The sequence below is a fragment of the Roseovarius pacificus genome (assembly GCF_900142665.1).
Lineage (GTDB): Bacteria > Pseudomonadota > Alphaproteobacteria > Rhodobacterales > Rhodobacteraceae > Roseovarius > Roseovarius pacificus.
The window spans coordinates 51,484-62,996 of sequence record NZ_FRBR01000011.1; the positions used below are offsets into that span (position 1 = coordinate 51,484).

At 62.8% G+C, this 11,513-nt stretch carries 14 protein-coding genes; 11 read left to right on the forward strand and 3 right to left on the reverse strand.

What is annotated here, in order from left to right; translation table 11 throughout:
• Window positions 1-55: 55 nt before the first annotated feature.
• Window positions 56-1,168 carry an HPP family protein gene (locus BUB53_RS16140; RefSeq protein WP_073035908.1) on the forward strand — a complete coding sequence of 371 codons (1,113 nt, stop codon included), beginning with the start codon at window positions 56-58 and terminating at the stop codon, window positions 1,166-1,168.
• Window positions 1,169-1,177: 9 nt separating this feature from the next.
• Here the strand turns inward: BUB53_RS16140 and BUB53_RS16145 are convergent, their stop codons facing one another.
• The 3 genes from BUB53_RS16145 to BUB53_RS16155 all read right to left on the reverse strand — a co-directional run bounded on the left by BUB53_RS16145 (window position 1,178) and on the right by BUB53_RS16155 (window position 2,181).
• The gene (locus BUB53_RS16145) at window positions 1,178-1,459 is read right to left on the reverse strand and encodes a DUF6522 family protein (protein WP_073035910.1); all 282 of its coding nucleotides are present in this window, start codon (window positions 1,457-1,459) and stop codon (window positions 1,178-1,180) included.
• The gene (locus BUB53_RS16150; protein WP_073035912.1) at window positions 1,456-1,689 is read right to left on the reverse strand and encodes a hexameric tyrosine-coordinated heme protein; all 234 of its coding nucleotides are present in this window, start codon (window positions 1,687-1,689) and stop codon (window positions 1,456-1,458) included. Before BUB53_RS16150 ends, BUB53_RS16145 begins: the two co-directional genes overlap by 4 nt.
• A gap of 75 nt (window positions 1,690-1,764) precedes the next feature.
• A complete protein-coding gene (locus BUB53_RS16155) occupies window positions 1,765-2,181 on the reverse strand; it encodes an RrF2 family transcriptional regulator (protein ID WP_073035914.1) in 417 nt (138 codons plus the stop codon).
• A 143-nt stretch (window positions 2,182-2,324) separates the two neighbouring features.
• On the opposite strand from BUB53_RS16155, the gene BUB53_RS16160 reads away from it, so the two are divergent.
• From BUB53_RS16160 to cydX, 10 genes are all read left to right on the forward strand, one after another.
• Window positions 2,325-2,711 carry a group III truncated hemoglobin gene (locus BUB53_RS16160; RefSeq protein WP_073036091.1) on the forward strand — a complete coding sequence of 129 codons (387 nt, stop codon included), beginning with the start codon at window positions 2,325-2,327 and terminating at the stop codon, window positions 2,709-2,711.
• Window positions 2,712-2,726: 15 nt separating this feature from the next.
• The gene (locus BUB53_RS16165; RefSeq protein ID WP_073035916.1) at window positions 2,727-3,212 is read left to right on the forward strand and encodes a hemerythrin domain-containing protein; all 486 of its coding nucleotides are present in this window, start codon (window positions 2,727-2,729) and stop codon (window positions 3,210-3,212) included.
• Entirely contained in the window at window positions 3,205-3,549 is a 345-nt protein-coding gene (locus tag BUB53_RS16170; RefSeq protein WP_073035918.1) for a carboxymuconolactone decarboxylase family protein, read from the forward strand. The genes BUB53_RS16165 and BUB53_RS16170 overlap by 8 nt, the downstream gene beginning before the upstream one ends.
• The gene (locus BUB53_RS16175; RefSeq protein WP_073035920.1) at window positions 3,549-3,965 is read left to right on the forward strand and encodes a DUF488 domain-containing protein; all 417 of its coding nucleotides are present in this window, start codon (window positions 3,549-3,551) and stop codon (window positions 3,963-3,965) included. Before BUB53_RS16170 ends, BUB53_RS16175 begins: the two co-directional genes overlap by 1 nt.
• Entirely contained in the window at window positions 3,949-4,989 is a 1,041-nt protein-coding gene (locus tag BUB53_RS16180) for an NAD(P)H-dependent flavin oxidoreductase (RefSeq protein WP_073035922.1), read from the forward strand. The genes BUB53_RS16175 and BUB53_RS16180 overlap by 17 nt, the downstream gene beginning before the upstream one ends.
• A gap of 150 nt (window positions 4,990-5,139) precedes the next feature.
• On the forward strand, window positions 5,140-6,777 hold the full coding sequence (cydD, locus tag BUB53_RS16185) for a thiol reductant ABC exporter subunit CydD (protein ID WP_073035923.1): 1,638 nt from the start codon (window positions 5,140-5,142) through the stop codon (window positions 6,775-6,777).
• Window positions 6,777-8,447 (forward strand): amino acid ABC transporter ATP-binding/permease protein, encoded by a 1,671-nt coding sequence (locus BUB53_RS16190; protein WP_073035925.1) that lies wholly within the window; start codon window positions 6,777-6,779, stop codon window positions 8,445-8,447. Before cydD ends, BUB53_RS16190 begins: the two co-directional genes overlap by 1 nt.
• 111 nt (window positions 8,448-8,558) lie before the next feature.
• A complete protein-coding gene (locus BUB53_RS16195; RefSeq protein WP_073035927.1) occupies window positions 8,559-10,169 on the forward strand; it encodes a cytochrome ubiquinol oxidase subunit I in 1,611 nt (536 codons plus the stop codon).
• Between the two features lie 5 nt (window positions 10,170-10,174).
• The gene (cydB, locus tag BUB53_RS16200; RefSeq protein WP_073035930.1) at window positions 10,175-11,323 is read left to right on the forward strand and encodes a cytochrome d ubiquinol oxidase subunit II; all 1,149 of its coding nucleotides are present in this window, start codon (window positions 10,175-10,177) and stop codon (window positions 11,321-11,323) included.
• A gap of 17 nt (window positions 11,324-11,340) precedes the next feature.
• On the forward strand, window positions 11,341-11,454 hold the full coding sequence (gene cydX, locus BUB53_RS16205; RefSeq protein ID WP_073035932.1) for a cytochrome bd-I oxidase subunit CydX: 114 nt from the start codon (window positions 11,341-11,343) through the stop codon (window positions 11,452-11,454).
• Window positions 11,455-11,513: the final 59 nt, after the last annotated feature.

Below are 11,513 nucleotides of genomic sequence, written 5' to 3' on the forward strand. Positions count from 1 at the left end.
CGACGGGTCATGAGGCAAAAGCCCCGCAAATTTCCTAATCGCAAGTCGATTCCAAATGCATCACAGGCACCTTCATCTATCCGGCTTTCTGCCAGTGCTCCCCCGCCCGGTCGGACGCGAGGTATGGCGTGCTTCGGCCGGGGCCGCCGTTGGCATCGCGCTCTGTGCAGCGTTGGCAATGGCCGTGCCGGACGCCGGGACCTTTCACCTGGCTTTGATCGCTCCGCTCGGTGCATCCGCTGTTCTGGCATTCGCCGTTCCGAACGCCCCGCTCGCACAGCCATGGTCGGCAGTGGCCGGGAATACGCTTTCCGCGCTGATCGCAGTGATCGTCCTGTCCCTCTATTCCGGGCCATGGGCACCGGCCATCGCGGTGAGCCTTGCCATTGCCGCGATGATGCTTGCGCGTGCCTTGCACCCGCCGGGCGGCGCTGTTGCCCTTCTTGCGGCGCTGGACCCGGACCCGGTGATCGAAGCGGGTTTCGTCTTTGCCCTGGCGCCAGTCGGCCTGATGACCGTGCTTCTGATCGGATCGGCCATTCTGTTCAACCGGGTGACGGGCCGTGTCTATCCGTTCCGGCACACGGGCGATGACGAAGAACAGGTTGAAGATGTCAGGCTCGGGCTGTCCGAGGAAGATCTGACCACGCTCCTGCAAACCTACAGGCAATCCTCGAATATCGGTGTGGCCGACCTCGGGCGTCTTCTTGCCGCCGCCGAGAGGGAGGCTGCGAACCACCGGTTCGACAACGTCACATGCGCGGATATCATGACCGCGGACCTCATCATCGTGGCGCCCGATACCGATGTCCGGCAAGCCGCAAAACTGTTCCGACAGCACAGGATCAAGAGCCTTCCGGTTGTCGGCACGGACGGTCGGTTCGGGGGGCTCATCCTGCAAGCGGACATCATCGACGCATTGGTGACATCGAAACTCGATCTGCGGATCGTGGGACGCGCCCCGAAAGTCACGGCGCAAAAGATCGCCCGCCCGGCAGACCGTTCCACGACAACCGACACCCCGGTGGGCCAGATCCTGAACCGCCTTGCAATTCAGGGCACCGAAACGGTGCCGGTCATGGCGGGCGAGCGGCTTGCCGGGATCATCACCCGGTCGGACGTCATGCGCCTGTTGCTGACAGGGGCGCATGAGCGACAGACCGTGTGAGCCCTTTGTTCAACGACCCGTGGCGATATCGCGGGTCCGGGCGCGCACCGGGAAGGTCGATTGCGACAGATGTGTTCCGTCGCGATCCACGATCAGCCGCAAGGCCCGCGCGCCAGCGTAGAACGTGATGCGCCAGCGGCCTTCATCCTCGTCCTGTCCGGCCTCGCAAAGCGATGTGATGTGACCATTTCGGATACGCGTTCTGACGTCATCGGGCGTCAGGTCGAACGCCGAAGCCAGCAGATTGGCATCGACGATGAATTCGTCCCCGTTCCGCTCGATTTTACTCATGATTTGCCCTGCCAATAGCCGTTTGCCGCGGCAACCGTCGCGAAATGCGTGGCAACCACCTGACTGACGGCGATCAGGGCGTCAGGGTCCTCGGCATATTCGGGCCGCAACCTGTCGCGCACCCCGGCATCCGGTTGGGTCAGCTTTACCGCGACCCGCGAGAGTTTGACGGCAAGGTCATAGCCTTCTTCGGGGGTGGCGGTTTTCAGTGTCGGGAGCCAGCTTGTCATCGGTATGTCCTTCCGGTTCAGGTGGGGTATCAGATGAAATGATGTATCGCGGTCATCCCGGTCGGCCGCTCTACGTCACGCGGCAACCCGTTCGGGCAACGCGATATCCGCAAGGGTCGATTGGTTCAGGTCTTCGATAAAGCTGGCCTCGGCATGGCGCAGCCGCACCTTGAGGCGACAGCAGCCCTCAATCGTGCAGTTGTTCCCATCGGGTCTGAAACATTCGACCAGCGCCTGCCCTTGCTCCAGCAGCCGCACCACATCACCAAGCCTTATTTCCCCCGGATCACGGCGCAACCGGGCCCCGCCGCTCACGCCCCGGCGGGTTTCGACGATCCCGCCCTGGGCCAGCCGTTGCATAATTTTCGTCAGATGATTACGCGACAGTTTGAATTCTTCTGCCAGTTCGGCGGTCGAGTACGCCCGGTCGGGCGCACTGGCCATCCGCATCAGCATTCGAAGCCCGTAATCGGTGAAGGAAGTCAGCTGCATGGTATACGATTGCCCTTAATTCGGTATTTACAATACCTATTTAACAGAGATAGGCTTGAATTCAAGTTCAAACGCCGGAGATTCCCGTGCCCGCCATCGACCCTGAAATCGTTTCCGCCCGCCCGCAAGTGACCGCCCGGATCATGGCGCGGACCGGGCTGGACGAGGCCAAGCTGACCGAACTGGTGCACCGCTTCTATGGCAAGGTGCGCGCGGATTCGGCGCTTGGTCCGATCTTCGCGGAGCGGATTTCGGATTGGGGCCCGCATCTGGACCGGATGGTGGCCTTCTGGTCGTCGGTCGCGTTGATGACGGGCCGGTATCACGGGGCCCCTGTACCGGCCCATGTCGGCCTGCCCGTGGACTGGGATCATTTCGACCGCTGGCTGACGCTGTTTCGCGAAACCGCGACCGAAACCTGCCCGCCCGAAGGCGCGGCGCATGTCATCGAACGCGCCGAGCGGATCGCACGCTCGCTGCATATGGCGGTCGAGGATGCGAAACCCCGGACAATTCCATCACTGCTCTGACCCGAGGATACGGACATGACAAAACCACTGCCCCCACAAGACCCGAGTGACCTGACCAATTTCATCGAGACGGAATATCACGCGAAACATCGTGCCCAGCTTCCTGAACTGGCGACCTTGTCGGAAAAGGTCGAAGCGGTCCATGCCGGGCAAACGGACGTTCCCGCCGGATTGGCCGACCTGCTGCACCGGATGATCGGTGATCTGGAAGTTCACATGAAGAAAGAGGAACTGATCCTGTTCCCCGCCATTCGCAATGCGGCGGCGGGGCTGGATGCGCCGATTGCGGCGATGCGCGCGGATCATGACAACCACGAAGCCGAAGTCGGCCAAATCCGGCACCTGACCAACAACCTGACATTGCCGGAAGGCGCCTGTCGAAGCTGGACGCGGCTTTATACCGGGGTCGGTGAATTCCTTGACGACCTCGAAGAGCATATCCGGCTGGAGAACGACGTGCTGTTTCCACAATTCGAAACGCGGGAGACAGGCCATGTCTGATCTACACCTCCCAAAACCCACCAGGGACCTTGTCGACCGGCGTCATGCCCTGGCACCCGATACCGAAGACGCATTCCGCGCGTTCTCGAAAGCGGTGTTCGCCGAAGGGGCACTCGATACACACACCAAGCAACTCATCGCGGTGGCTGTGGCGCATGTGACCCAATGCCCGTGGTGCATCGAAGGCCATGTCAAGGCGGCCAAGCGTGAGGGGGCCTCGGGCGAACAGATCATGGAAGCCATCTGGGTTGCGTCTGAAATGCGCGCCGGGGCGGCTTGGGCCCATGCGCTTAAAGCGGTAGATCTGATCGACGACGCGGGCCAACGGGACAGCTGATGCCGACCCGACCGTCCGTCTCTGACACCCCCGCCGGGCGCATCCGCATCAAGCGGATTTATCGCGCGGCGCGGGTCTCGGACGGCAAGCGGATTCTGGTCGATCGTCTTTGGCCACGCGGCGTGGCGAAGGACCGCGCCCGGCTGTTCGGCTGGTGCAAGGACATCGCGCCGAGCGATACGTTGCGGCACTGGTTTCATGCCAATCCCGATCAGTGGCAGGACTTCGTCACGCGCTACCGGGCGGAACTCGCCACGCGCGAAGATTTGGTGTGCGAGCTTGCCGGATACGCGAAGGGCGATGTCGTCACGCTGCTCTATGCCTCTAAGGACGAAGAACATAACAACGCCATCGTGCTGCGGGACTACCTGCGCCGATGGTTGGAAAGGGAGGGGAAAAATGATGGACCGGCCTAATGACGAGCCTCTGCGAACGCCGCTTTGCGATCTGCTTGGATGCGAGGTGCCCATTCTGCTGGCGGGCATGGGTGGCGTGTCCCGGTGGGAACTGGCGGCGGCGGTGGCCAATGCGGGGGGCTACGGGATGTTGGGGATGGTGCGCGAACCCACCGACCTGATCACACGGGAAGTCACCGCGATGCAGGCGGCAACGGACCGGCCCTTTGCCGTCAACTTGATCCCGGCGGCGACAGAGCCGCAGTTGCTTGAGGCGCAGATCGCCTGTTGCCTCGATCTTGGGGTGACAGCCTTCTGCTTTTTCTGGGATGTGATGCCGGATGTGGTGGCGCGGGTGAAAAACGCGGGATGTCTCGTATTGCATCAGGTCGGGACGGAGGCCGCCGCGCGACTGGCCGAAAAGGCCGGGGCGGATATGATCATCGCACAGGGGATCGAGGCGGGCGGCCATGTGCACGGGCGAAGCCCGGCCTTCGGGCTGGCGGACCGGATACTGGCCGGGACCGACCTGCCGGTCGTCGTCTCGGGCGGGATCGCGACGGGTGAAGGGCTTGCCGCCGCGTTGGCGATCGGCGCCAGCGGCGTACAATGCGGCACCGCCTTTCTGGCGACGGAAGAATCCTTTGCGCATTCCTATCACAAATCCCGCATCGTCGAGGCCAAGGGCGAGGATACGGTGCTGACCGATGTGTTCGTTCTGAACTGGCCGAAGGGCGCTGCGGTGCGGGTGATCGGCAACAGTGTGACCGAAGGACTCAAGGGCAACTATCTTGGCCACGACCCGGACAGCCTGCCGCGCGAGACCATCGCCCATGACGACGATCAGCCCCGCCTGCGCTTCAGCACGGATTCACCCTTGCGCACGACAACCGGCGATCTGGAAGCGATGGCGCTCTATGCCGGTCAAGGCGCGGGAAATATTCCCGATATCGTCCCCGCCGCGACACGGCTTGCCGGAATCGCCTCGCAAGCCAGAAACATACTGGCAAGTACAGTCCGGGAGGGTTCTGGCCCGGCTTCATGAGCGATTTGGCAAAGGCCCCCAGAGGCGCATAGGGAGAGCCTGTGACAAAGCTGGGACTTTAGAAATATGCCGGCAAGACATATTGACTGTCGGCATGATCGAATCCGTCACACGCCAGCGCCAAATGACGAGCATCGCCATGCCAGAGCCATGCGACACCGATTAGATGCCGATCCCGTCGCGCAGGTGGCCTGGGCCGTTTCAGCGCTGCTTTGGATTCCGCAAGCCTGGTTTGCGGCCTCACTGATTGCTGGCTTGCTGCAACAATCGTCAACGCAAGACATGACTACGAAACTCGCCCTGTTCGCGCTTTTGGGCGGTGTGCGCGTCGGTCTGGATCATTTCGCTCAAACGCGGCTCGTCCGGGATGCGCGACGCTCCGTCGCAACGCTTCGGCAAGACCTTCTGAACCGCGAGGCCGGGCGCAGCCCAAGCGATGACGCCCGGCCCGATTCCGGCGCTCTGGCGGCGCTTCTTACCGAAAAACTGGACATGCTGATCCCCGCGCTGACGCGCTACCAACCCGCGATGATGCGGGTTCGGACAGTTCCGCCTGTCATTCTCGTTCTGGCGCTGTGGCACTCATGGGCCGTCGGATTGGTCCTGCTGGTGGCCGGGCCGCTCATTCCGGTGTTTCAGGCATTGGTCGGAATGGCCGCGAAACAGGCCAGCGCGCAGCAACTGGAAGAGGTATCTACCCTGAACACGATGCTTCTGGACCGCTTGCGCGCCCTGCCCGACCTTCGGCTTCTGGGGGCCGTGGGACGCATGACCGAGGATTTCCGGCTTCGGGCAGATGCCCTGCGCGAACGGTCGATGCGTGTTCTGCGTCTGGCCTTCCTGTCATCGACCGTGCTCGAACTGTTTTCCGCCATCGGTGTTGCCATGGTGGCGGTCTATGTAGGCTTTCTCCTGTTGGGGCAAATCGACTTTGGCTACTGGGCCAGCCCACTGAATGCGACCGAAGGTATCTGGCTGCTGATGCTGGCCCCGGCCTTTTTCGAACCCCTGCGCGAACTGGCCGCCGCCTGGCACGACAAGGCCGCCGCCGAGGCGGTCAATGACGAACTGGACGTACTGCAAGCGGGCGAATTTCTGCCCTTGCCCGGCGGCACCGGCAGGGCACCGGCCCTTCAAGGTCCGGCACATATCCGAACCCGCTCGCTTGGCGTGCAACTGGCGGATCACCGGATCGTTTTTCCCGATCTCGATATCCCGCCGGGTGCACGCGTGGCCCTGACCGGCCCCAGCGGGTCGGGCAAAAGCACGCTTCTGGCTTGTCTCGCGGCCCTGCGCACCCCCGATCACGGGACAATCGAGGTTGCCGGTCATGTGCTCGATCCGGCAACAGCCGCCGCATGGCGCGCACGCCTGGGCTGGTTGCCGCAGGATGTCCATTTCCTGAACCGCAGTCTTCTGGGCAACCTGTTGTTGAACGGGCGCAAGGTTGACGACCCCACTCTGCAAAGCGCCCTGCAAAAGGCCCAGGCTGACAGGATCGTGGCGCGGCTGCCGCATGGGCTGCACACCCGGCTTGGCGAAACCGGCGTGGGGGTCTCGGGGGGCGAGGCGCGGCGGCTGCTTATCGCCCGCCTGTGGCTTTCGCAGGCCGACGTGATCCTGGCCGACGAACCGACGGCGGATCTGGACCGTATAACTGCCGACGCGGTGACCGACGCGCTTCTGGACCTGTCGGCATCGGGGCGCACCCTGATCGTGGCGACACATGATGCCGCACTGGCGGACCGGATGGATCGTGTCGTTTCACTCGACGGAGGGGTGGGCTGATGCGCTGGCTCTGGCGGATCTACCGGCTGCTTTGGCGCTCCGACCGGGTGGCGATGCGGCGCGGGCTTGCCCTTTCGGTCGCGGTCCTTGTCGCGGGTGCGGCGCTGTTGGGATTGTCGGGATGGTTCATTACCGCCGCCGCCGGTGCCGGGCTGATCGGAATGGGCGCCGTTTTCGATGTCTTCCGCCCCAGTGCCGGGGTACGGTTCCTTGCGCTTGGAAGGACAGCCGCGCGCTATGGTGAGCGTGTCCTGACGCATGATGCCACGCTGCGCGCCCTGGCCAACCTGCGCGTGCGGCTTCTGGCAGGCATCGCTGCGCGGCCCTGGCGGCAACTGACGCGGATGCGTGGCTCGCAAACGCTGAACCGGATCGTCGCCGATGTCGATGCGCTGGACGGGGTGATGCTGCGCCTTGCGATCCCGTTCCTTGCGGGTGCATCGACCCTCGGGCTTGGGCTCATGGTGCTGGCTTGGCTGGTCGCACCGGTCGTTGCGCTGTGGGTGGTGGCCGTTCTTGGGCTGGGCGGCGCGGCAGGTCTGGGTATGGCGGCGCGGCGTTCACGCCGGGCGGCCCGACGGGCCGAGGCGGCAATGCAGGCCCTGCGAACCCGGAGCATGGACATGATGCGCGCCAAGACCGATCTGGCCATGCTTGGCGTGCTGGATCGCGCACAAGCAGATTTTCACAACGCGGCAAACCGGATGGAAGCGGCCCGCGCCGAGGTGGACCGCGCCGAACACCGCGCCGCGCTGGCCCTTGGCCTGTCGGCGCTTCTGGCTGCCACGGGCGCATTGGGCCTTGGCGCATCGCTGACGCAAAGCGGCACGCTGACCCCGGCACAGGCCGCATTGGGGTTCTTTGCGGCACTTGCCCTTGCCGAGATATTCGGCCCCCTGCGGCGGGGCATGGCGGATCTGGGGCGCATGACAGACGCGGCTCGCCGTGTCGGGCGGCAACTCGACACGGCAACCGTATCGCATGACCCTGCCGATGTCGAAGGTGACGCCTCGCATACCCGATTGAGCTTGCAGGATGTCGGCTGGCAGGACAACAACGCGTGCGCCCCGGTCATATCGGATGTGACACTGGAACTCGGCCCCGGCGACATGGTCGTGCTTACCGGACCAAGCGGGTGCGGGAAAAGCACGATCCTGCATCTTGCCGCCGGGCTCCTGCATCCGACCGAAGGCCATGCGCTACTCGACGGGCGTAACCTTGCCGACTGGAATGAAATGGAACTGCGGGCGCGCACGGGCCTGCTTGCGCAACGCAGTGTCCTGACACGCGGCACGGTGGCAAGCATCCTGCGCGTGGCCAAGCCCGAAGCCAGCGATGAGGAAATGCGCGCGGTTCTCGACGCCGTTGCGCTGTGGCCGGTCCTGGCCCGGCGTGGCGGATTGCAGGCGGAACTGGCCGAAACCGGCACGGGCCTGTCAGGCGGAGAAACGCGCCGACTGGCGCTGGCGCGGGTTCTGATCCGCCGCCCGGCGATCCTGCTGCTGGACGAGCCCACAACCGGTCTCGATCCGGCAACGGCTTGCGCGGTTCTGGATGGGGTACGGACAATTTGCCCCGACAGCGCAATACTCCTCGCCTCGCATAGCCCTGTCGAAACCGAATGGGCGCGCGCGGCTGGAGGATCAATCATATCAATCGGCAAAGGATAGGAATTTCTGAATATTACTTTGACCTGAATCAAAGATTTATTTGCAATACACCTTATTGATCTACTTGTACCCACGCCAGAAGGCGCCCTTCGGGGCCGGAGAGTAGACATTATGGAACTCGACATTGTTGAGCTGTCTCGCCTGCAATTCGCGATGACAGCCATGTATCACTTCCTGTTCGTACCGCTGACACTGGGCCTGTCGATCCTGATCGCCATCATGGAAACGGTCTATGTGATGACGGGCCGCCCTATCTGGCGGCAGATGACCAAGTTCTGGGGCACGCTGTTTGGCATCAATTTCGTGCTGGGGGTCGCGACCGGCATCACCATGGAATTCCAGTTCGGCATGAACTGGAGCTATTACAGCCATTATGTCGGCGATGTGTTCGGCGCACCCCTGGCCATCGAAGGACTGATGGCTTTCTTCCTTGAAGCGACCTTCGTTGGCCTGTGGTTCTTCGGCTGGGACAAACTGTCCAGGGTGGCCCATATGGTGGTCGGCTGGCTGGTGGCCATCGGATCGAACTTCTCGGCGCTTTGGATTCTGATCGCGAACGGCTGGATGCAGAACCCCGTGGGAGCCGAATTCAACCCCATGACCATGCGCATGGAAATGACCAGTTTCTTCGACGTGATGTTCAACGAGGTCGCGCAGGCGAAATTCGTTCACACGGTATCGGCAGGTTATGTCACCGCCTCGGTCTTCGTGCTTGGGGTTTCGGCATGGTACCTGCTCAAGGGGCGGCATATCGAACTGGCCCGCCGGTCGATGACCGTCGCCTCGAGCTTTGGATTAGCCGCCGCGCTGTCGGTTGTCCTGCTGGGCGATGAATCCGGCTACAGCGCCACCCACACGCAGCGCATGAAGCTCGCCGCGATGGAGGGCATGTGGCACACCGAAGAGGCCCCCGCGCCCTTCACCCTTGTCGCCCTGCCCGATCAGGAAGCGCGCGAAAACCACTATGCGATCAAGATTCCCTATGCGATGGGCCTGATCGCCACGCGGTCCCTAAACAAGCCGATTCCCGGTATCAACGATCTGGTGGCCGAGTCCGAAGAGCGCATCCGCTCGGGTCTCATCGCCTATGACGCGCTGATGACTATCCGTGACGCTCGGGAAAACACCGCGCCTGCGGTTCTTGAAACCTTCGAGGAACACGGCGGCGACCTTGGCTATGCGCTACTGCTGAAACGCTATGTCGAAGACCCGCGCGAGGCCACCGAGACGCAGATCGTGCAGGCCGCCAACGATACCGTGCCCACAGTCTGGCCGCTGTTCTGGTCCTTCCGCATCATGGTGGGGCTTGGCTTTGGCTTCATCGGCGTGATGGCCTACTTTTTCGTGCGCTCCAACTTCGGCAGCCGCAGCTATCCGCGTTGGGCGCTGTGGGCGGCAGTCGCAATCATTCCGACCCCGTGGATTGCTGCCGAAATGGGCTGGTTCGTGGCCGAATACGGCCGCCAACCATGGACAGTGGACGGTGTCCTGCCGACGGCGTTGTCCGTCAGCCACCTGTCGGTCACGTCACTGCTGCTGACGCTGGCGGGGTTCATCACCTTCTACACCGTTCTCTTCGTCATCGAGATGGGCCTCATGCTGAAATTCATCGGCAAGGGTCCGGTTCAGGATGTCGAGGAAACCGAGAAATGGCGCATTCGCCACGAACACCGCCTGCGCACCCATGACGGGCGCGATCCATTTGCAAACCCTGCGGAGTAATCGCCATGATCCTGCATGAAATGATCGACTTCGACATCCTGCGCGTCATCTGGTGGGGCCTTCTGGGCGTGTTGCTGATCGGCTTTGCGCTGACCGACGGCTTCGATATGGGCGTCGGCGCTCTGTTACCCTTCATCGCCAAATCGGACGAAGAGCGCCGTCTGGTCATCAACACCATCGGCCCTGTCTGGGAAGGCAATCAGGTGTGGTTCATCCTTGGCGGCGGAGCGATATTTGCCGCGTGGCCACCGCTCTACGCTGTCAGCTTTTCGGGGTTCTACCTTGCCATGTTCATCATTCTGGCCGCCTTGATCCTGCGGCCCGTGGCCTTCAAATATCGCTCCAAACGTGAGGATCACCGTTGGCGCAACTCCTGGGACTGGGCGTTATTCGTCGGCGGTGCGGTTCCGGCGCTGATTTTCGGCGTTGCCGTGGGCAACGTGCTGCAAGGCGTGCCCTTCCGCCTGACGGATGATCTGTTCTCGCTCTACGAAGGGTCGTTCTTTGCTCTGCTCAACCCGTTCGCCCTGCTGGCCGGGGCGGTGTCGCTGACGATGCTCATCGCCCATGGCGCGGCCTGGGTGGCGGTCAAGGCCGAAGGGCCGGTCGTGGACCGCGCACGCCGGTTTGGCACATTCGCCGGGCTTGCCGCGATGGCGGGCTATGCGCTGGCCGGTCTCTGGCTGGCCGTGGGGATCGACGGTTATACCATGACCACTGAGGCCGTGGTAAACGGCCCCTCGAACCCGCTACTAACCGAGGTTGCGCGCGAAGGTTCGTGGCTGGCGGCCTATGCCGCCCGCCCCTGGATCGTGATCGCCCCCGTGATGGGTTTTGCCGGGATGACGCTGGCCTACCTGTCGCTCTGGCGCGGTGGCGAGGTTTCGGCGCTGCTGTTTTCGAAACTGGGGATCACCGGCGTCATTTCCTCGGTCGGGCTGACGATGTTCCCGTTCATCCTGCCCTCGTCGATCGACCCGCGCTCATCGCTGACGGTGTGGGACAGTTCCTCGTCACACCTGACGCTGTTCGTGATGCTGGGCGCCACGGTGATCTTCATGCCACTGATCCTGCTTTACACCGCCTGGGTCTACAAGGTGCTGTGGGGCAAGGTCACCATGGACGAGATCACGGAAAACAAGAACGCCTATTAAGGAAAGGAGCCCTAACCATGTGGTATTTCGCCTGGATTCTCGGCCTTCCGCTGGCCGCGCTGTTTGCCATCCTCAACGCGATATGGTTCGAGGTGCGTGAGGATTCCCGCCTGATGGAGGACACGGATTAACACCTTCCTGGAGCGCGCCCGCCAAACCGTTCCAATCAGGCAGGGCCACATATGACAGC